General features: G+C 67.8%; 20 protein-coding genes. 14 read left to right on the forward strand and 6 right to left on the reverse strand.

Annotated elements, in window-relative coordinates; all coding sequences use genetic code 11:
* Window positions 1–54: 54 nt before the first annotated feature.
* The 4 genes from J0J01_RS15750 to J0J01_RS15765 all read right to left on the reverse strand — a co-directional run bounded on the left by J0J01_RS15750 (window position 55) and on the right by J0J01_RS15765 (window position 4,262).
* Window positions 55–804 (reverse strand): ABC transporter ATP-binding protein, encoded by a 750-nt coding sequence (locus J0J01_RS15750; protein WP_365737183.1) that lies wholly within the window; start codon window positions 802–804, stop codon window positions 55–57.
* An 82-nt stretch (window positions 805–886) separates the two neighbouring features.
* Window positions 887–2,074: a substrate-binding domain-containing protein gene (locus tag J0J01_RS15755; RefSeq protein WP_296382169.1), complete on the reverse strand. Its 1,188-nt coding sequence runs from the start codon at window positions 2,072–2,074 to the stop codon at window positions 887–889.
* Window positions 2,075–2,103: 29 nt separating this feature from the next.
* Window positions 2,104–3,354, reverse strand: coding sequence for a serine hydrolase domain-containing protein (locus tag J0J01_RS15760; protein ID WP_296382171.1), 1,251 nt, complete (start codon window positions 3,352–3,354; stop codon window positions 2,104–2,106).
* Window positions 3,351–4,262 (reverse strand): LysR family transcriptional regulator, encoded by a 912-nt coding sequence (locus tag J0J01_RS15765; protein ID WP_296382173.1) that lies wholly within the window; start codon window positions 4,260–4,262, stop codon window positions 3,351–3,353. Before J0J01_RS15765 ends, J0J01_RS15760 begins: the two co-directional genes overlap by 4 nt.
* A gap of 71 nt (window positions 4,263–4,333) precedes the next feature.
* Here J0J01_RS15765 and J0J01_RS15770 point away from each other — a divergent pair, with 71 nt between their 5' ends.
* The 6 genes from J0J01_RS15770 to J0J01_RS15795 all read left to right on the forward strand — a co-directional run bounded on the left by J0J01_RS15770 (window position 4,334) and on the right by J0J01_RS15795 (window position 10,558).
* Window positions 4,334–7,915 carry an ABC transporter ATP-binding protein gene (locus tag J0J01_RS15770; protein ID WP_296382175.1) on the forward strand — a complete coding sequence of 1,194 codons (3,582 nt, stop codon included), beginning with the start codon at window positions 4,334–4,336 and terminating at the stop codon, window positions 7,913–7,915.
* Window positions 7,916–8,017: 102 nt separating this feature from the next.
* A complete protein-coding gene (locus tag J0J01_RS15775; protein WP_296382176.1) occupies window positions 8,018–8,599 on the forward strand; it encodes a tripartite tricarboxylate transporter substrate-binding protein in 582 nt (193 codons plus the stop codon).
* Between the two features lie 14 nt (window positions 8,600–8,613).
* Window positions 8,614–9,000 (forward strand): VOC family protein, encoded by a 387-nt coding sequence (locus J0J01_RS15780; RefSeq protein WP_296382178.1) that lies wholly within the window; start codon window positions 8,614–8,616, stop codon window positions 8,998–9,000.
* Between the two features lie 82 nt (window positions 9,001–9,082).
* Window positions 9,083–9,787: a DinB family protein gene (locus tag J0J01_RS15785; protein ID WP_365737228.1), complete on the forward strand. Its 705-nt coding sequence runs from the start codon at window positions 9,083–9,085 to the stop codon at window positions 9,785–9,787.
* 62 nt (window positions 9,788–9,849) lie between these two features.
* Window positions 9,850–10,230: a hypothetical protein gene (locus tag J0J01_RS15790; protein ID WP_296382180.1), complete on the forward strand. Its 381-nt coding sequence runs from the start codon at window positions 9,850–9,852 to the stop codon at window positions 10,228–10,230.
* A 61-nt stretch (window positions 10,231–10,291) separates the two neighbouring features.
* Complete coding sequence (locus J0J01_RS15795; RefSeq protein ID WP_296382182.1) at window positions 10,292–10,558, forward strand: phage holin family protein; 267 nt, start codon at window positions 10,292–10,294, stop codon at window positions 10,556–10,558.
* Here J0J01_RS15795 and J0J01_RS15800 read toward each other — a convergent pair.
* A complete protein-coding gene (locus J0J01_RS15800) occupies window positions 10,525–11,733 on the reverse strand; it encodes an AI-2E family transporter (protein ID WP_296382184.1) in 1,209 nt (402 codons plus the stop codon). The two genes, J0J01_RS15795 and J0J01_RS15800, sit on opposite strands and share 34 nt — an antisense overlap.
* A gap of 172 nt (window positions 11,734–11,905) precedes the next feature.
* Here J0J01_RS15800 and J0J01_RS15805 point away from each other — a divergent pair, with 172 nt between their 5' ends.
* The 6 genes from J0J01_RS15805 to J0J01_RS15830 all read left to right on the forward strand — a co-directional run bounded on the left by J0J01_RS15805 (window position 11,906) and on the right by J0J01_RS15830 (window position 17,791).
* Window positions 11,906–13,072: an Lpg1974 family pore-forming outer membrane protein gene (locus J0J01_RS15805; RefSeq protein ID WP_296382186.1), complete on the forward strand. Its 1,167-nt coding sequence runs from the start codon at window positions 11,906–11,908 to the stop codon at window positions 13,070–13,072.
* Between the two features lie 90 nt (window positions 13,073–13,162).
* Window positions 13,163–14,215 carry a phosphotransferase gene (locus J0J01_RS15810; RefSeq protein ID WP_296382188.1) on the forward strand — a complete coding sequence of 351 codons (1,053 nt, stop codon included), beginning with the start codon at window positions 13,163–13,165 and terminating at the stop codon, window positions 14,213–14,215.
* 19 nt (window positions 14,216–14,234) lie between these two features.
* Window positions 14,235–15,212 (forward strand): tripartite tricarboxylate transporter substrate-binding protein, encoded by a 978-nt coding sequence (locus J0J01_RS15815; protein ID WP_296382190.1) that lies wholly within the window; start codon window positions 14,235–14,237, stop codon window positions 15,210–15,212.
* A 27-nt stretch (window positions 15,213–15,239) separates the two neighbouring features.
* Window positions 15,240–15,389, forward strand: a complete 150-nt coding sequence (locus tag J0J01_RS15820; RefSeq protein ID WP_296382193.1) for a hypothetical protein — start codon at window positions 15,240–15,242, stop codon at window positions 15,387–15,389.
* Window positions 15,390–15,989 carry an alpha/beta fold hydrolase gene (locus J0J01_RS15825; protein WP_296382195.1) on the forward strand — a complete coding sequence of 200 codons (600 nt, stop codon included), beginning with the start codon at window positions 15,390–15,392 and terminating at the stop codon, window positions 15,987–15,989.
* A gap of 143 nt (window positions 15,990–16,132) precedes the next feature.
* Window positions 16,133–17,791, forward strand: coding sequence for an L-lactate permease (locus J0J01_RS15830; protein WP_296382197.1), 1,659 nt, complete (start codon window positions 16,133–16,135; stop codon window positions 17,789–17,791).
* Between the two features lie 10 nt (window positions 17,792–17,801).
* On the opposite strand, the gene J0J01_RS15835 is transcribed toward J0J01_RS15830, so the two are convergent.
* The gene (locus J0J01_RS15835) at window positions 17,802–18,173 is read right to left on the reverse strand and encodes a hypothetical protein (RefSeq protein ID WP_296382199.1); all 372 of its coding nucleotides are present in this window, start codon (window positions 18,171–18,173) and stop codon (window positions 17,802–17,804) included.
* A gap of 69 nt (window positions 18,174–18,242) precedes the next feature.
* Here J0J01_RS15835 and J0J01_RS15840 point away from each other — a divergent pair, with 69 nt between their 5' ends.
* Window positions 18,243–18,962, forward strand: coding sequence for a hypothetical protein (locus J0J01_RS15840; RefSeq protein ID WP_296382201.1), 720 nt, complete (start codon window positions 18,243–18,245; stop codon window positions 18,960–18,962).
* A gap of 47 nt (window positions 18,963–19,009) precedes the next feature.
* Window positions 19,010–19,324, forward strand: coding sequence for a DUF3175 domain-containing protein (locus J0J01_RS15845; protein WP_296382203.1), 315 nt, complete (start codon window positions 19,010–19,012; stop codon window positions 19,322–19,324).
* Window positions 19,325–19,355 lie beyond the last annotated feature (31 nt).

Genomic DNA, 19,355 nt, shown 5'->3' on the forward strand with positions numbered 1-19,355 from the left:
CGGCGTATGACGCCGACACCTCCCCATATGAATGGGGAGGAATATGAGGAGCGATCAGGCATCGGCCGCTCCGCCGAGATACGCCTCGCGCACGATGTCGGAGCTGATCACGTCGGCTGGCTTGCCGTCGGCGACCAGCTTGCCCTGGTGCAGCACGACGATGCGGTCGCTGAGCGAGCGCACCACATCCATCTTGTGCTCGACCAGCAGGATGGTCTTGTCGCCGCGCGCCTTGATCGCGGCGATGATGGCCAGCACGGTCGGCACCTCGTCGATGCTCATGCCGGCGGTCGGCTCGTCGAACATGAAGATGTCGGGCTCGAGCGCCAGCAGGATCGCGACCTCGAGCTTGCGCTGGTCGCCGTGCGGCAGGGTCGCGGCTATTGCGTCGGCACGATCCGACAGCGACACGGCGGTGAGATGCTCGCGCGCGCGATCGGTGAGCTCGCGATGGGTCGAGGTGCGGCTGAACAAGTCGAGCGCTTTGCCGCTCTTCACTTGCACGGCGAGGCGCACGTTCTCCAAAGCGCTGAGATTGGGGAAGAGATTGGTGAGCTGGAAGGCGCGGCCGAGGCCGGCGCGCGTGCGGCGCGGCGCGGCCCAGGACGTGATGTCCTCGCCGTTCAGCCGCACCTTGCCTTCGGTCGCCGGCAACTGGCCCGAGATCAGGTTGAAATAGGTCGTCTTGCCGGCGCCGTTGGGTCCCACGATCGAGGTGAGCGTGCCCGGCTGGAAGGCACACGTGACGCCATCGACGGCCGCATGGCCGCCGAAGCGGATGGTCAGGGATTGGGTTTCCAGCACGACAGCAACGCCGTCATCCCGAGCGCAGCGAGGGATCTAGCCTGGTCCGCATAGATCCCTCGCCTTCGGCTCGGGATGACAATTACCGCTTGTTCTTGATCGGCAGCTTCATCTCGTCGGCCGGAATCTCGCGCACGAGATCGAGCAGGTCGACGCTGTCCGGCGGGTTGGCCTTCATGCGCCACTGGTACATGACCTGCAGCGCCTGATGGTCTTCCTTGCGGAAGGTCATCTTGCCCTTGGGCGTGTCGAAGGTCATGCCCTCCATGGCCGCGATCAGCTTCTCGGTGTCGGTCGAGCCCGCCTTCTTCACCGCCTCGACGGCGGCCATCGCCGCGGCCATGCCGCCCGCGACGAAGAAGTCCGGCGGCGCGCCGTTGTTCTTCTTCTTGTATTCGGTGACCAACCAGTCGTTCACCGGGTTCTTGGGGAAGCCCCAGTAGTAGTAGATCGCGCCCTCGAGGCCGGGGAACTGCTTCCAGCCCGCCATTACCGGCAGGATGTTGCCGCCCGGCGCGATCTCGATCTTGTAGCGCTCCGGCTTGAGGTCCATCAGCTTGGGCAGCGGATGGGCGCCCGCCCAGACCGCGGCGATGATGCGCCGGCCGGGCTTGTCCTTCAGCGCGTCGAACAGGCGCTGGCCGGCGGCAGTGAAGTCGGTCGTGTTCTGCGGCGCATACTCCTCATGCACGATCTTGGCCTTGGAGCCGACCGTGGCAAGCGCTTCCTTGAACGAAGCGATGCCGTCCTTGCCGAAGGCATAGTCCTGCGCCAGCGTCGCGATGTTGATGTTCTCGTCCTTCAGCGTCGCGGCGGCGGCGAGCGCGTCCTGCATCGAGCTGCGGGCGGTGCGGAAGATGTAGCGGTTCCACTTCTCGCCGGTGATCTGGTCGGCGACCGCCGGCTCCACGATCAGCACCTTCTTGAATTCCTCGGCGATCGGCAGCATGGCGAGCGCCACGGCCGAGCTGGTGGTGCCGACCGCGAGATCGACCTTGTCGTCGGCGTAGGCCTGCTCGAGCGCCGCCTTGCCCATGTCGGGCTTGAGCTGGTCGTCCTTCAGGATCACCTGGATCTTGCGGCCGTTGACCTCCATCTTGCCCTGGGTCGCGTACTCGAGGCCCAGCATGAAGCCGGCCTCGGTCTGGCGCGCATAGGCTTCGAGCGGCCCGGTCTTGCCGTAGATCAAGGCAATCTTCAGCGGCTGCTGAGCAGCTACCGGACCCGCCAGCAGCACGCCGGCGAGTGCAATTATCGAACGACGAAGCATCGAAGAAACCTCCCTTTCAGGAGGCTCTTCTAATCGATGATCGCGGCTTGCACCATCGTGCGGAAGCGGTTGCGCAGCTCGACGCGATCGGGATCGCTCACCTGCACCATGTAAATTGCAATCAGTTGTTCCTTGGGATCGAGCCAGAACAACGTGCCGGCATTGCCCGCCCAGCCATACTCGCCGACCGAGCCCGGCAGCGCCGAATCGCCGCCCCGCGTGCGCACCTCGAAGCCGAGGCCGAAGCCCAGGCCCGCCGGCCGGCCCGGCCGGTCGCCGGTGTGGTCCGCCGTCATGAAGGCCAGCGTCTGCTTGCCGAGGATGCGCTTGCCGCCGAAGGCCCCGCCGTTGCTGAGCGCCATGGTGAAGCGCAGATAGTCCTCCATCGTGCTCAGCATGCCGCCGCCGCCCGACTGGAACGGCGCGCCGTCATCGACCTTGAACCGCGGTGTCATCGGCTGGCCGTTGGGCCGCGGGCCGGGCTGCGCGGCGCGCGCGACCTTGGCGGCCGGGACCTGGAAGCCGGTGTCGACCATGCCGAGAGGCTGCAGCACGCGATCGGCCACCGCCTCGCCCAGCTTCTTGCCGGTCAGCACCTCGACCAGCCGGCCCTGGACGTCGACCGCGACGCTGTATTCCCAGCGGTCGCCGGGGTTGAACTTCAGCGCCATCCTGGAGAGCTTCGACACGAACTCCTGGGTGGTGAAGCTGCGGTCGCCGATCTTGGCGTCACGGTAGGCCTGGTGGATCAGGCCGGCGCCGCGGCCGCCATAGGTCAGGCCGGCAGTGTGGCGCAGCAGGTCCTGCACGGTCATCGGCCGCGTCGGATCGCTCAACCGCAGCATCGGCATGCCGTCGGCGCCGGTCACTTCCGTCCCGACCTTCATCTGGCCGATCTCGGGTAGGTACTTCGAGACCGGGTCGGTGATCTGCAGCCGCCCCTCCTCGACCAGCTGCATCAGGGTCACGCTGACGATCGGCTTGGTCATCGAATAGATGCGGAAGATCGAATCGAGCTTCATCGGATCGGGCTGCGCCGGATCGCGTTTGCCCTGCACGGAGACCCATGCGATCTTGCCGCGGCGCGCGACCAGCATCACCGTCCCGGGCACCAGCCCGTCGTCGATCTGCTTCCTTGTGACCTCCTCGAGGCGCTTGAGCTGGGCCGACGACAGCCCGACTTCCTCGGGCGATGCCGCCATCGGCACGGGCGTCTCGGCATGAACCGTTCCGGCGGCAGCAATCAACAAAACGACGAGCGTGCGCCTCAAGCCGTTCATGTGCGTTTCTCCCGTATCGTTGGAGAAACCATAGCGCCCTCGAGCAACGCGCGCTCGCGCTGGAACAACACGATCACGGCATCCATCACCGCGCGCACACGCGGCAGCGCGCGCAGGTCGCGATGGACCAGCAGCCACTGGTCGGCGAACACCTCGTCGATGACGCCGCCGACGCGCTGCAACACGGGATCGGTGTCGCCGAGATAGCAAGGCAGGACCGCAAGTCCCGCGCCCGACTGCACGGCGCGGTGCAGCACCAACCAGTTGTTGCACCGTATGACAGGACGCGCGCCAGCCAAGCGCTTGTGCAGCCAGTGCTGGCCCGGCATGTAGCTGTGATTGTCGTCGAACCCGATCCACGGCAGGCTTTCCAGCGCAGGTTTGCGGGGAAGCGGGAAATCGCGCGCGGCATAGATCGCATAGGCGACGCGGCCCAGCTTGCGCGCCACGATCTCGGCAAGATCGGGCACCTGCTCGCGGATCAGGAGATCGGCCTCGCGCCGCGAGAGATTGGCCAGCATGTGGCTTTCCACCACCTCGAACTCTATGCGGCTTAGCCGCTCTCGCAGCCACGGCAAATGACGCGCCAGCAAGGCGGCCATCGCCTCGCCGGAGGACAGTCGCACGACGCCGCTCACGGTGTCGCCGAGGGCCGCGCTGCGGCGGTTGATCGACAACGCGGCCTTCTCCATCGCCTCGGTATCGGCGATGAGCTGCTCGCCGGCCGCGGTCGGCACGAAGCGGTCGGGCAGGCGTTCGAACAGCCGCGCGCCGATCTCCTTCTCGAGCGCCTGGACGCGACGCGCCACCGTGGGATGGCTCACCCCCAGCGCCTTGGCGGCGGTGGTCAGCGTGCCCCCGCGCGCGAGCGAGAGGAAAATGCGGAGGTCATCCCAGCTCGGCTGCATGTACAAAATTGTACAGGGAATTTTCCGAATTGTGCACTGACGAATAGGAATGTTCGGCCTAGTCTTTCACCATGCACATCGAACCGCGTCTCCTCGCCTTCACCAGAGGCATCCGGACCCGCATCGCCGGGGCCGTCGTCCTCGGCCTCTTCTCGGTCGCGCTGGGCGTCGCGCGGCTCGGCCTGCTGGGCTGGCTGATCGGCCAGGTCTTCGCCGGCCGCGGGCTCGCCGACCTCGTCTGGCCGGCGGTGCTGATCGGCGTGGTGATGGTGCTGCGCGGTGCCGCCGAGCATTGGCGCGCGGTCGTGGCGCACGAGAACGCCGCGTGGGTGCAGAAGCGGCTGCGGCGGACGCTGTACGACAAGATCGCGAGCCTCGGCCCGGGAACGGTCGGCCGCCAGCGCTCGGGCGGTCTGACCCTGTCGATGATCGACGGCGTCGAGCAGCTCGAGACCTATTTCGGCCAGTTCCTGCCGCAGTTCCTGATCGCGTTGCTGACGCCGCTGCTGATCTTCGTCGTCGTCACCCTGATCGACCTGCCGGTGGCGCTGGTCATGCTGGGCTTCGCGCTGGTGGCGCTGTTCGCGCCGGCGCTGTGGCACAAGATGGACGTCGCCAACAGCCGCGAGCGCCAGCGCGCCTATGCGAGCTTCGCCGCGGAGTTCCTCGATTCGATCCAGGGCTTGGCCACGCTCAAGGCGTTCGGCCAGGGCAAGGTGCGCGCCGACAAGCTCGAGGTCGAGGCGCGCGATCTGTTCCGCCGCACCATGTGGGTGCTCGGTACCAACACCTTGGCGCGCGGCATCACCGATACCGCGATCGCCTGCGGTGCCGCCGGCGCGCTGATCTACGGCGCGGTGCGCGTCGAATCCGGCGCGATGGCGCTGACCTCGCTGCTGGTGATCATGATGCTGGGCGTCGAGATCTACCGGCCGATGCGCGAGCTGCGCACCGTGCTGCACCAGGGCATGGTCGGCCTCTCGGCGGCGCAGGGCATCTACAAGATCCTCGACGACAAGCCCGCCGTTGCCGATGTGCTCCCCACCCCGCTCGACAAGGCGCTGGCGCCGACTATCGCCTTCGAGGACGTGCGCTTCGCCTATCCGGGCACGCGTCGGACCGTGCACGACAACCTCACCTTCCGCGCGAAGGCGGGCGAGCGGCTGGGCATCGTCGGCCCGTCGGGCGGCGGCAAGTCGTCGATCGTGCGCCTGCTGCTGCGCTTCTACGATCCCGATCGCGGCCGCATCACTCTGGGCGGCCATGACCTGCGCACGCTCTCGTTCGAGCAGATCCGGGCGCTCATTTCGGTGGTGAACCAGGACACCTTCCTGTTCCACGGCACGGTCGAGGAGAACATCCGCCTCGGCCAACCCGAGGCGACGCACGCGCAGATCGAGCAGGCGACGCGCGTCGCCAACATCCACGACTTCATCCTGAGCCTGCCGCAGGGTTACGCGACGGTGATCGGCGAGAAGGGCATCAAGCTCTCCGGCGGCCAGCGCCAGCGTCTCGCCATCGCGCGCGCCCTGCTGCGCGACACGCCGATCCTGGTGCTCGACGAGGCGCTCAGCGCCGTCGATGCCGAGAACGAGGCGGTCATCCAGGAAGCGCTCGACCGCCTGATGCAGGGCCGCACGACGCTCATATTGGCCCATCGCCTGTCGAGCGTGATCGACTGCGACCGCATCCTGGTGCTGAACGGCGGCAAGGTGTCGGAGCAAGGCCGCCACGACGAGCTGATGACCAAGGGCGGCATCTATGCCGGCCTGATGGCTGAGCAGGTGAAGGAGTCGACCACCTCCGCCACCGTCGACACCTTCGACACGCCGACGCGCGTCGAGAGCATCGCCGACACGCCGGGCGGCGCGGTGAAGCCCCTGACCGAGGGCATCATCAAGGCCGAGGGCCTCACCTGGTATCAGGTCGTCGCGGCGCTGATGAAGGTGATCCTGCCGTGGAAGGGCAAGCTCACCGCGACCTTCCTGTTCGGCGTGCTGCGCGTGGTGACCTTCATCGGCGTCGGCGTGCTGTCGGCGCTGATCGTGCTGGCGCTCAAGAACCACCAGCCGTGGACCGGCCTCGCGATCGGGCTCGCCGTCATCGCGCCGCTCTCGGGCGTGCTGCACTGGCTGGAGTCGTGGCTGGCGCACGACATGGCCTTCCGCCTGCTGGCCGAGATGCGCATCGACGCCTTCCGCAAGCTCGATGCGCTGGCGCCCGCCTATCTGGTGCGCCGCCGCACCGGCGATCTGATGGCGCTCGCCACCCACGACATCGAGCTGGTCGAGTACTTCTTCGCCCACACCGTGGCGCCCGCCTTCGTCGCCATCCTGATCCCGGCCGTGGTGATCGCGGCGCTGGCGACGGCAAACGGCTGGCTGGCGCTGGCGCTGCTGCCCTTCCTGCTCGCGGTGGGCCTCAGCCCCTTCCTGATGCGCAAGCGCGTCGATCGCCTGGGCAGCCAGGCGCGCGAGGCGGCCGGCGAGCTCGGCGCCTTCGCTGTCGATTCGGTGCAAGGCCTGGGCGAGATCGTCGCCTTCCAGCAGGAGAGCCGCCGCGGCGACCGCCTCAACGAGCTCAGCCAACGCCACATCGACCTGCGCCTGCCCTTCTTCCGCGAGCTCACGCTGCAGCACGCCATCCTCGAAGTGCTGACGGGCTTGGGCGGCCTCGCGGTCGTGGTCACCGGCGCGGTGCTGTCGTCGCACGGCGCGATCGATCCCGGTCTGCTGCCTCTGCTTACCATCCTGGCGATGGCGGCCTTCCTGCCGGTGTCGGAGATCGCCCAGATCGGCCGCCAGCTCGCCGACACGCTGGGCGCCACGCGGCGCGTCTATGCGCTGGCCAACGAGCCGATCCCGGTGCGCGACGGCCCGGGCGCCGCGGCCAGAAGCGGTGCGGCGGCGCTGGCCCTCGAAAGCGTGCGCTTCGCCTATCCCGGCCAGACGCGCTGCGCGCTGTCCGACGTGAGCTTCACCATCCCGGCCGGCAAGACGGTGGCGCTGGTCGGCACCTCGGGCGCGGGCAAGACGACGACCGCACAATTGCTGATGCGCTTCTGGGATCCCGACTCGGGCCGCATCACCCTGAACGGCGCCGACCTCAGGGACTACAAGCTCGACGACCTGCGCCGCATGATCGCGCTGGTGGCGCAGGACACTTACCTGTTCAACGACACCCTGCGCGCCAACGTCCTGATCGCCCGCCCCGACGCCTCGGAGCCCGAGCTGCAGGCCGCGATCAAGCACGCCTCGCTGACCGAGCTGGTGGCCAACCTGCCCGACGGCCTCGACTCGCCGGTCGGCGAGCGCGGTACGTCGCTGAGCGGCGGCCAGCGCCAGCGCGTCGCCATCGCGCGCGCCTTCCTGAAGGACGCGCCGATCCTGATCCTCGACGAGGCGACCTCGCACCTCGATGCGGTAAACGAACAGGCGGTGCGCCGCGCGCTCGACCTGTTGCAGACCGACCGCACCACCATCGTCATTGCCCATCGCCTGTCGACGGTGCGCGACGCCGACCTGATCGTGGTGCTCGACGAAGGCCGCGTCGCCGAGACCGGCACGCATGCCGCACTCTTGATGAAGGGAGGCTTGTACGCCCGGTTGGTCTCGCGCCAACTTGCAGCCGCTTACGCGCCTGCGGCATCCTGATGAAGTGAAGTTCATCCCGCGTCGCCGTTCCCTGCTTGGCCTCGCGGCCGCCCAGGCAACACCGGACAGGCGGCCGGCGAGGCGCTGAAGCTCTCGTCCGCCATGGACGGCTCGGTGATCGCCTTCATGCCGTCGACCACCATCGCCTTGCGCGCCGCAGTCGCGGCCTTTCCGTTCGATCCTGAGAAGGACCTCGCCCCCATCACCACCGCCGGCACGTTCGAAACAGCACTCGCCGTCTCGCCACGCGCCGGCGTGACCTCCGTCCGCACGTTCGCCCTGTGGGCCCGTGACGGCGAGCCCGAACGCCGCCGCATCGGCGTCACGGTCACCGACTCCCTGCTGCAGGTCTACGCCCGCACGATCGGCCGCGCGATCGACGGCGACCGGCGCCTCGCCGCGGCGCCCGACGTGCCGACGGCGAACGAGCTCGGCTTTCCCGGCATGCTGACCGAGGAATGGTATGGCTTCTTCGCCTCGGCGGCGGCACCGCCGGCGACCGTGGCGGAATGGAACCGCCAGATCGGCGCCGTGCTCGCCGAACGCGAGGTCGCCACGACGCTGGCGAAAAATGGCCTGCAGATCGTGGGCTCGACGCCGCAGCAGGCGGCCGACCGCGTGCGCGCCCATCTCGAGAGCTGGCGCACGCGCATGGCGGCGTTCAAACTGGAGCCGTTGAACTAGACGAGGAGATGCCGATGTTCAGCCACCTCACGGTCGGCAGCAACGACTTGGCTCGCGCCAAGGCCTTCTATGACGGCGTGGGCAAGCCGCTCGGCCTGGTCTTGCACCTGGACTACCCCGACGCAGGCATGGGCTACGGCCGCCAGGGCGGGCGGCCGCAGCTCTGGATCGTCCGGCCGATCGACAAGCAGGCGGCATCGGTCGGCAACGGCATCACCATCGGGCTCGAGGCCGACACACGGCCTGCTGTCGACGCTGCTTACGCGGCGGCGATGGCCAATGGCGGCAAGGACGAGGGCAAGCCGGGTTTGCGCGCGCACTATCACCCGAACTACTACGGCGCCTATGTTCGCGATCCGGACGGCAACAAGGTCTGCATCGTTTGCCACAAGCCAGCGTAAGGCGTAGCATTCTCTCATGCGTGTTCAGGAGTCGGTGATGGAACCGTTCAAGGTGTTCTGGCAGCCGGGTTGAACCAGCTGTCTGAGACTCAAAGAGTTTCTATCGGTCCGTGGGATCGACTTCGTTTCAGTGAATGTCCTGGAAGCCCCCAACGGCCTCGCCGAATTGCAAAGGCTGGGCGCGCGTTCGGTGCCGGTGCTCTCGCGCGGTACCGCGTTCACCTTCGGTCAGAGCACCAAGCAGATCGTCGACTTCCTCGGCCTCAACGAGAAGAGCGGCCCCGAGCTCTCGACCGACGAGCTGGCGGCGCGCGTCGACAAATACATGGGCGCGGCGCTGGAGCTGATCCCGCTGATGCCGGCCGACCGGCTGGCCACCCACGTGCCGGGCCGGCCGCGCAGCTACCGCACCCTCGGTTTCCACCTGTTCCGCGTGGTGGCGGCGTTCCTCGATGCCAACCAGGGCACGACGCTCGTCCAGGCGGCGTTCCGCGAGGAGCCCAAGCCCGACGCCACGACAGCCGAGCTGATCGCCTATGGCGAGAGCGTGCGGCAGCGCTTCCAGGATTGGTGGCGCAAGGGCGACACCGCGCCAGCCAAGGAGCTGCCCACCTACTACGGCGCGCAGAGCTTGCATGAACTGATGGAGCGCACTACCTGGCATTGTGGCCAGCACGTGCGCCAGTATATGATGTTGCTGGAGAAGGAAGGCGTCTCGCACCATACGCCGCTCAAGCCGCCGGACTTCACCAGGCTGCCCTTCCCGCAGAACGTGTGGGACGGCTGAAACCTTCGGGCTTTCAGGGCGTTAGCTGCCACAGAGATGCCCCCACAGCCCGGAGGACGATCATGCGCGGCAACGGCACGGCCCATTCGATCCCCAGCAAGGATCTGATCAAGGAAATCAATGCGTTGAAGATGCAGCTCAAGCGCGTCTCCGACGCCATGGCCAATGATGCCAGCGACGGTGTCAACCGCGCCATCGACGCCGTCGAGACCAAGGGCCGCGAGACCATCGACGATGCAGTCGATGCCGCCCAGCGCTTCATCGACGAATATTCCGAGACCGCCAAGGACACCGCGTCCAAGCTGGCCAGCAAGTCGAGCCAGATGCGCGACAGCGCCGCCGACTCGCTGGTTGAGACCGTGAAGGCCCGGCCGTTCGGAACGCTCGCGGCCGTGATCGGCATCGGCTTCCTTGCGGGGTACCTTTGTCGTCGGCAGTCCTGACCGCAAGGTCGGCAAGGCCGCCCCTGACAGCCCGGCTACCGATAGGCCGAGGGGACCTCCCTTGATCGCCTCGCTGATCCGCCTGGTCGCGCTGCCCACAATGGCGCGCGGCCTGCGCGACAGCGCGACCGACGCCGCGACCCGCGCCGGCCTCACCCTCGCCGCGGGCGTCGTCGGCGGGGTCGGCCTGCTGTGCCTCAGCTATGCCGGGTTGACCGTGCTGCAGCGTGAGATGGATCCGGCGGCCGCCTGGGCGATCGTCGGCGGCCTCTATGGCGCCGCCGGCGGCGGCCTCTACTTCGCCGCCATGAGGCGCCGCCGAGGCTGACGGGCGGGCCTGGGTTTGCCGGGTTTGGGCTTATAGCCGCGCGAGGCCAGCGGGGGCAGCGAGGAAACCCGCCGGCTCACCGGCCGATCATCCGAAAGCAACACTTCGAGCCAGCGCAGCGACGGCAGGTGCGCCGCAATCGTGCTGATCAGGATCAGCAGCGGCACCGCCACGATCGCGCCGATCGCCCCCCACATCCAGCCCAACAGGGCAATCACCACGAACACCGCCACGGTGTTGAGGGCGCAACGCCGGCTCACGAAGGCGGGCGTCACGAATTGCGATTCGGCGAAGTGGATCAGGGTCAGGATGGCGGGTGCCGCGACGATGCGTGGCCAATCCTCGAAGGTCAGCAGCGCCACCAGCGTGACCAGCGCGATCACCACCGGCGGCCCGACGAAGGGCACGAAGGAGGCGATGCCCAGCAGCACGCCCCACATCATGGCGTTGGGCAGGCCGAGCAGCACCAGCGCCGTCGTCGCCAGCACCGCGACCACGAGATAGATGACCGCCAGCGAGAACAGGTAATGACCGACCCGGTCGTTGATGTCGCGCATCATGCGGGCGAGCCGCACGCGCGTATCGAAGCCCGCCGGGATGCGCAGGATCTGGCGGCGATGGCCATTGCGATGCGCCAGCAGCATGAAGGCGAGCACGCCTGCGTAGGCGATCTGCAGGATCACCGCCGGTGCGGTGCTGGCGAGCTGGCCGAGCAGGGTGCGGTTCTGGGCCACCACCTTCTCGGACTCGGCGGCCTTGGCAGCACCCGCGGCCGTCGCCTGCTCCACCGAGTGGGTAAGCTCCTCCATGAAGGCCAGCGACTTGCGCAGGCCCTCGAGCTTGCGCTGCAGGGTCAGCGTGAGATACGGCGCCTGCGCCGCCCAGTCGGCGATCGACGGGATCACCAAGGACAGGACACCGGCGACCGCCAAGGCAAGGAACACCACCGCGATCGCGGCCGCGGATGTGGGCGACAGGCGCATGCGCTCGAATGTGTTGGCGACCGGCGTCAGGATCAGCGCCAGCACGACGGCGCCCGCGGTGGGAATCAGGAAGTCGCGGGCCACGTAGCCGACGGCGGCGATGGCGCACACGGCGAGGATGATCAGCGGCCGGCGGATCGCCGAGTTCCCCCGCACATGGACGACCGGAACGTGGGCGGCGGGCTGATCCAACGGCCTTGTCTCCTGTGGCTTCATCGAGCGGACCTCAAGGAACGGATGACGGCGCGCGTGGTTGCGATGACCGCCGCGGTGCACGCAAAAACATTCTGTTTGACTCACGGCGAAACAGAGTTGGAGTCGCCGCGTTTCCATGGACAACGAATGCACCGGGAGTGCGCCGTCCGTGGATCGCATCGCCAAGCTCATCGCATTGGCAGGTTTGATCGCAGCGATCGCCGCTTCGGCGCGCGCGCAGGTACCCGAGCAGCAGGGCTTCTTCGGCAACATCGACGGCCGCTGGATGTGGCTGGGTGGCAATCGCGTGACCGTGGGCGGCGCCAGTTCCGACGTCACCAACGGGCCGGGCGGCCAGATCATGATCGGCTACAAGATCGACCCGTATTGGGACGTGGCGCTGGCCGGCGATGTGCAGGGCCTGCTGTCGCACCTCACCAAGTTCCAGAACGGCACCATCTCGGTCGATACCAATCACCAGCATTTCGATCTCGAGCTCGGCTACAGCCGGGACTGGTGGCGGGTAAACGGCGGCCTGCGCGGCATCCACTACAAGCAGGGCGCCACCTACAACGTGGCGCCGCTGGCCGGCTTCGACCAGCGCGAGATGTACGGCATCGGCCCCAAGATCGGCGCCGGGGTGCGCCTGCCGATCGCAGAGAGCTGGGCCGTGGTCGGCGGCGCCGACGCCGCCCTGCTCTACACCAACTACACCGAGACCGGTAACGGCGTGCTGCTGAACAACACCGCCTACTGGCAGTTCGTCCCGCAGCTCAGCGCAGAGCTGGGCATCAACTGGCGATCCTCCGACACCCCCTCCCTCTCCATCACCACCGGCGCCCGCGTCGCCACCTCCTTCAACACCGCGATCACCGGCGACGCCTCGCGCCAGGGTGCGCTGGTCGAGTTCGGGCCGTTCGTCCGCATGGCCTACAACTTCGCCGGCCCCAGCCGCAGCGCGCGGCTGGCGGTCAAGGAGGAGCGCGAGATCTGGACCAACGCACCGCCGACCGGCAGCCGCCGCTACACCGCCTATTTCGGCTTCGAGCGCAGCGAGCTCGGCCTGGTCGGCAACGCCGTCGTCCGCCAGGCCGCCGACGACATCAAGCGCGGCCGGCCGGCGATCATCGCCATCGCGGCTATCGATCGCGACAACGGCTCGGCCTATTCGCGCACCCTGTCGCTGCGCCGCGCCGACGCGATCCGCGAAGCGCTGATCCGTGCGGGCGTGTCGCCGGCGCAGATCGATGTCGGCAGCGAGGCGGAGGCGCCGCAGTTGACGCCGATCCAGGCCGCCATCGCCGAACCGCAGGGCCGCGGGCGTATCAGTTACTAGGGAACACTCCCTCGCTCTTGCGCTGAAACTACGTTTCTCTCTGTGGGACGAGCCGATTGCCGTCCCGTGCGAAATCCCTAGGCTCGGGCCATGCCTGTCTACGCCCGAACCGTGCCTGTCATGGAGCGCCATCGCTTCGATGCCGCTTCGCTCGAACGCTACCTGCGCGACCATCTGCCGGGTTATCGCGGCGGGCTGGAGGTTCAGCAGTTCGACTCAGGGCATTCCAACCCGACCTTCTTCCTGTCGGCGGAGATGAGCGATGGCAGGCGGCGCGACTTCGTGCTGCGCAAGAAGCCGCCCGGCAAGCTGGTCGCCTCGGCGCACCAGGTCGACCGCGAGTTCCGCGTGATCTCGGCGCTGGCACAGACCGACGTGCCGGTGGCGCCCGCCCACTTCCTGTGCGCCGACGAGTCGGTGATCGGCCAGATGTTCTACGTCATGAGCTGCGTCGAGGGCCGCATCCTGATCGACCCGTCGATGCCCGGCCAGACACCGGCCGAGCGCGCCGCGATCTTCGATTCGATGAACGACGTGCTCGCCCGCCTGCACAAGGTCGATCCGGCGAAGGTCGGGCTCGGCGACTACGGCCGCTCGGGCCAGTACATCGCCCGCCAGCTCGCGCGCTGGACCAGGCAGTATGCCGAGCTCGAGACCGAGCACATCGAGGCGATGGAGAAGCTCAGCGCCTGGCTGCCCGAGCATATCCCGGCCGAGGACCCGACCACGATCGCCCATGGCGACTACCGGCTGGGCAACCTGATCGTCCATCCGACCGAGCCGCGCATCGTCGCCGTGCTCGACTGGGAGCTCAGCACGCTCGGCCATCCGCTCGCCGACCTCGCCTACAACTGCCTCGGCTATCACATGAAGGAGCCGCCGCACGGCTTCGCCACCGTCGACTTCGCGAGACTCGGCCTGCCGACCGAGAGCGAGTACGTCGCCGCCTATTGCCGGCGCACCGGGCGCGAGCGCATCGAGCACTGGAACTACTACGTCGCCTTCTCGCTGTTCCGGCTCGCCGCCATCGCGCAGGGCGTCTATCGCCGCGGCCTGGCCGGCAATTCGTCCAATCCCGAGTCGGTGAAAATGAGCAGGGCGCCCCGCGAACGGGCGGAACTTGCCTGGAGTTTGGTGTCGTAGTTGAGGGAGAAAACGTACCGTGACCAAGATCAGCCGCCGCTCCGCTTTGGCCCTCGCGGGAGCGGCCGTCGCGTCGCCCGCGATCGTCCGCGCCAATTCAGCCCTGCCGGACAAGACGCTCAAGATCATGGTCGGCTTTCCGGCCGGCGGCGGCACCGACGTGATGGCCCGCTTCATCGCCGAAGCGCTGAAGCAGCGCACCGGCCGCAACGTCATCATCGATAACAAGGGTGGCGCCTCGGGCACGCTGGCCGGCGTCGAGCTGAAGAACGGCGCGCAGGACGGCACGACCATCTGCTACATGCCGTCGGCCACGGTGGTGCAGAAGCTCACCATGCCGCAGATGCCGTTCGACCCGCTGACCGACATCGCGCCGATCACGCTCGCCGGCACGGTGCAGACCGCCTACTGCGTGTCGCCGACCATCGGGGTGAACACGCTGCCCGAATACATCGAATGGCTGAAGAAGAACCCGACGCGCCAGTCGTTCGGCACGACGGCGATGGGCTCGTTCACGCACTTCTTCGGCGTCATGGCGGGCCAGGCGATCGGCGTGCCGCTCGAGCCGGTGCCCTATCGCGGCGCCGCGCCCCTGGTCGCCGACTTGCAGGGCGGCCATATCGCGGCGGGCTGCGGCGGCATCACCGACTTCCTGGAGCATCACCGCGCTGGCAAGGTGAAGGTGATCTTCACCTCGGGCCAGAAGCCCACCACCTCGGCGCCGGAGATCCCGACGGTGGCCCAGCTCGGCTATCCGAAGATCAGCATCCTCGGCTGGTACTTCTTTTGCACGGGGCCCAAGACGCCGCCGGCGACGATCGAGGCCTGGGGCAACGAGCTGCGCGCGGTGCTCAAGCTGCCCGAGATCGAGAAGCGGATGACCGAGTTCGGCCTCGACGTCGAGACCTCGACGCCAGCCGCGTTCAGCCAGCGCATGGCGGCCGACCTCAAGCGCTGGAAGGAAATCCTCGATTCGATCGGGTATAAGCCGACGTAGTCGCCCCGAGCGGGACAGGAGGACGCCATGCCGATGTTCAAGCGCGCCGATGCGGAGATTCACTACGAGGTCCACGGCTCGGGCTTTCCGGTGCTGCTCTATGCGCCGGGCGGGCTGAAGTCGCAGATGGAGATGTGGGGCGGCATCTCGGCCGCCTATCCCAACGGCTTCCCGTGAATGGACCCGCGCAAGGCGCTGGCCGACAAGTTCACAGTGGTGGCGATGGACCAGCGCAACGCCGGCAAGTCGGTCGCCGACGTGAAGCCCGACCACGGCTGGCACACCTTCGCGGCCGACCACTTCGCGCTGATGGATCACCTCGGCTTTGCGAAGTTCTTCGTCATGGGCGGCTGCATCGGCGGCAGCTACTGCTTCGAGGCGATCGAGCAGAACCCGGGCCGCATCGCCGCCGCGGTGCTGCAGAACCCGATCGGCCTGTGGGAGAACCGCGACACCTGGGACGCGGCGGTGCAGGGCTACAGCGAGACCGTGCGCGGCCGCGATCCCGCGGTCAGCGAGGAGACCATCCAGGCGTTCGGCAAGAACATGTTCGGGCCCGACTTCGTGTTCTCGGTCACCCGCGACTTCGTGAAGGCCTGCAAGACGCCGCTCTACCTGCAGCCCGGGTCGGACAAGCCGCATCCGGCCAAGACCAGCGAGGAGATCGCGGCACTCGCCCCCAACATCGAGGTCCAGAAGGACTGGAAGGGCCCGACGCACATGCAGGAATCGATCAGGCGGGTGCGCGCCTTCCTGGAGAAGAACACGCCGGCCTAGCCGCGCGCCGACTTCACATCCTCTGCGATCGCCCGGTGCGCTCTCGCGCAATTGTGCACAAGCCCTGCCGATTTCGAGCGTACAGGCCAAAGCGAGCCTGATAGCCTTCCCTCAAGCAACGACCTCGGGGGGAACGCCAGGCGATGTGGAACCAGATCTACAACCCGCTCGGTAACGAATGGCTGTCGACGCTGATCGCGGCCGTTCCTGTCGTCGTCCTGCTGGCGCTGATCGCCTCGGGCAAGGTAAAGGCGCATCTCGCCGCCGTCATCGCGCTGGTCGCGGCGATCTGCATCGCCATCTGGGCCTTCACCATGCCGGCCGGACTGGCGGTGCGCGCCTCGGTCCTCGGGCTGGTGACCGGCTTCTTCCCGATCGGCTGGATCGTGCTCAACGTCATCTTCCTCTACCGGCTCGCGGTGGAGAAGGGCTCGTTCGAGCTGCTGCAGCGCACGATCGGCGGCGTCTCGCCCGACCGCCGCATCCAGCTGCTGCTGATCGCCTTCTCCTTCGGCGCCTTCTTCGAGGGCGCCTCGGGCTTCGGCACGCCGGTCGCGGTGACCGGCGCGATGCTGATGGGCCTCGGCTTCTCGCCGCTCGCCGCCGCCGGCCTCAGCCTGATCGCCAACACCGCGCCGGTCGCCTACGGCGCGCTCGGCACGCCGATCCAGGGGCTGGCCTCGGTGACCGGCCTCGATCCCTTCCTGCTCGGCGCCATGGTCGGCCGGCAGTTGCCGTTCTTCTCGCTGATCGTACCGTTCTGGCTGATCTGGGCGTTCGCCGGCTGGAAGGGCATGAAGGACATCTGGCCGGCCATCCTGGTGACCGGCGTCTCCTTCGCCGTCCCGCAATTCCTGATCTCCAACTTCATCAATCCGTGGATCGTCGATATCGGCGCCTCGCTGGTGTCTATGGCCTGCCTGATCGGCTTCCTCAAGGTCTGGCAGCCGAAGGAGCTGTGGCTGTCGCCGGCACTGCGCACGCGCGACGATTCGGTCGGCACCATGCCGGCCAGCACCGCCTCGACCGCGCCGGTGACGCGCGCCGAGATGTGGCGCGGCCTGCTGCCGTGGGTCATCGTCTGCATCGTGCTGCTGGTCTGGGGCAGCGACTGGTTCAAGGTGCCGATGAACAAGATCTTCGTCTGGAGCTATCCGGTCGAAGGCCTGCACAACCTGATCGCCAAGGTGCCGCCGGTGGTGGCCAAGCCGACGCCGGAGGGCGCGGTGTTCTCCTTCACCTGGCTCACCTACACCGGCAGCGGCATGCTGATCGCCGCGATCGTCTCGGCGTTCCTGATGGGCTTCAACCCGCTGCGCCTGGTCAAGGCCTACGGCGAGACGATCTGGGCGGTGCGCTACTCGCTGCTCACCATCGCGGCGATGCTGGCGATCGGCACGCTGACCCGCTACTCCGGCATCGACGCGACGCTCGGCCTCGCCTTCGCCCATGCCGGCTTCCTCTATCCGTTCTTCGGCACCCTGCTCGGCTGGCTGGGCGTGGCGCTGACCGGCTCCGATACCGCGTCGAACGTGCTGTTCGGCGGCCTGCAGAAGATCACCGCCGAACAGCTCGGCCTGTCGCCGATCCTGATGGCTGCCGCCAACTCCTCGGGCGGCGTGATGGGCAAGATGATCGACGCCCAGTCGATCGTCGTCGCCTCGACCGCGACCAACTGGTTCGGCCACGAGGGCTCGATCCTGCGCTTCGTGTTCAAGCACTCGATCGCGCTCGCCTGCCTGGTCGGCGTGCTGGTGATGCTGCAGGCCTACGTCTTCACCGGGATGGTCATCCATCCCTGACGGCCAAGGCCTATTCGACGATCGGCAAGGTGCGCAGCCAGACGCGCGCCTCGTGGATGTTGCTGAACACCCCGATCGGCCGGTCGGTCGACCTCTCCTGGAAGCCGCGGGCCATCTCGCCCCTGGCACGGCTGACCACCAGCGCCAGCGGCCCGCGCGGCCGGCTGTTGAGACCGCGCGTCAGCTCATCGGCCTGCAGCAGCAGCTCGAGATCGATGGCGTCCGACTCGGCATCGGTGCTGTCGATGATCTTGCGATAATGCGTGACGTCGGCCTTGACGATCTCGGCGAGCAGCCCGCCGTAGTCCTCGAGGGTGACATGGCCCCGAGCGACGGCAATGACGATCCGGTCCGGGTGGAAAATCTCGAGCTGAATGGGCATAGGAAGCAGACGCCGCCCGAGTACAGCCGGGGTTACAGTCCAACGCAAGCCTGATAGTTTCCCGACGCAATGGAGATCGACAAACGTACGCTCGCCCGCACCGGCGGCATCGGCCTGCTCGCCGCCGTCGTCCTGGCGGCGATCGTGTGGGGCGGCTGGACCCTGATCCGCGGCAAGAGCGAGGTCGACACCGCGCTCGACCAGATCCGCCGCGTGCCGCTGATCGGCCCGGTGATGGCCGAGAATTCCGCCGTCGAAAGCCGCATGCGCACGGCGATCGAGGAGGAGCTGAAGAGCCCGACCCGGACCGGCCTGTCGCGGCCGTTCTCCCTGGTCGCCGAGATCCGCGGCCAGTACATCGTGCCATCGCTGCGCGCCGCCGACGATGCCAGCGCGATGGCCGCCGTCGCCGCCCGCGCCGAGCTGGTCGGCTACCTGCGCCGCACCGACCCCGCGGCCTGCCGGCAGATGGCGCTCGGCGCGCTGCAGCGGCCGGACCTGCTCGATACCGAGGGCCAGCGGCTGTTCGCCCAGGTGCTGCAGACCCTCGAGGCGGCGTGGCGCAACGGCAAGAAGGCCGGCAAGCCGCAGCCGGTGCTGAACCGCGAGGAGCTGTTGGCGGTGCTGCAGGAGGCCGGCTTCACCAAGGCCGACTTCGACCGGCTGGCCGCCTTCGCGACGCTGTCCAACGAGGTGAGCTGCGACGTCGAGCTCAAGGTCGATTCGCTGCCGCCGCAGCTGCCGGCCGACAAGCGCGGACCGTTCGCGCGCTACATCCTCGGCAACTGAGGGATCGGCATCGGGCAACGATCGCCGCGCGCGGGCGTTGAAGCGACATGGCTGCAACCGCACATCACGGCCGAGTCGGCGCGCGTCACCGTACCAGGCTCAAGAAGTGGTCGGGCAAGGTGACCCGCGAGAGCGACGCGCTCGACCTCGAGAAGGGCGTGTTCAACAACCGCAGCGCCCACGACATCGCCGTCTCGCTGAAGCGCTCGGCCGAGCACAGCCGACGGCGCAAGTCGGCGCCGCTGCGCTCGGCGATGTCGATGCTGACCTTCTACATCAACCGCGCCGGCAAGGAGCTGTCAGCAAGCCGCCACCGCACCCTCGAGAAGGCCAAGGACGAGCTGCGCAAGCTGTTCGATTAGCGCCTCGCCGGTCGCATCGAGTCCGCTCAGA

The organism is Reyranella sp., assembly GCF_017305915.1.
Classification (GTDB): Bacteria; Pseudomonadota; Alphaproteobacteria; order Reyranellales; family Reyranellaceae; genus Reyranella.

Coding starts and splice junctions, on each gene's coding strand:
- J0J01_RS15760 (WP_296382171.1), bottom strand. CDS start 3,354: ATGAACGGCTTGAGGCGCACGCTCGTCGTTTTGTTGATTGCTGCCGCC.
- J0J01_RS15845 (WP_296382203.1), top strand. CDS start 19,010: ATGGCTGCAACCGCACATCACGGCCGAGTCGGCGCGCGTCACCGTACC.
- J0J01_RS15790 (WP_296382180.1), top strand. CDS start 9,850: ATGCGCGGCAACGGCACGGCCCATTCGATCCCCAGCAAGGATCTGATC.
- J0J01_RS15765 (WP_296382173.1), bottom strand. CDS start 4,262: ATGCAGCCGAGCTGGGATGACCTCCGCATTTTCCTCTCGCTCGCGCGC.
- J0J01_RS15820 (WP_296382193.1), top strand. CDS start 15,240: ATGCCGATGTTCAAGCGCGCCGATGCGGAGATTCACTACGAGGTCCAC.
- J0J01_RS15810 (WP_296382188.1), top strand. CDS start 13,163: ATGCCTGTCTACGCCCGAACCGTGCCTGTCATGGAGCGCCATCGCTTC.
- J0J01_RS15830 (WP_296382197.1), top strand. CDS start 16,133: ATGTGGAACCAGATCTACAACCCGCTCGGTAACGAATGGCTGTCGACG.
- J0J01_RS15755 (WP_296382169.1), bottom strand. CDS start 2,074: ATGCTTCGTCGTTCGATAATTGCACTCGCCGGCGTGCTGCTGGCGGGT.
- J0J01_RS15840 (WP_296382201.1), top strand. CDS start 18,243: ATGGAGATCGACAAACGTACGCTCGCCCGCACCGGCGGCATCGGCCTG.
- J0J01_RS15825 (WP_296382195.1), top strand. CDS start 15,390: ATGGACCCGCGCAAGGCGCTGGCCGACAAGTTCACAGTGGTGGCGATG.
- J0J01_RS15775 (WP_296382176.1), top strand. CDS start 8,018: ATGGACGGCTCGGTGATCGCCTTCATGCCGTCGACCACCATCGCCTTG.
- J0J01_RS15770 (WP_296382175.1), top strand. CDS start 4,334: ATGCACATCGAACCGCGTCTCCTCGCCTTCACCAGAGGCATCCGGACC.
- J0J01_RS15780 (WP_296382178.1), top strand. CDS start 8,614: ATGTTCAGCCACCTCACGGTCGGCAGCAACGACTTGGCTCGCGCCAAG.
- J0J01_RS15835 (WP_296382199.1), bottom strand. CDS start 18,173: ATGCCCATTCAGCTCGAGATTTTCCACCCGGACCGGATCGTCATTGCC.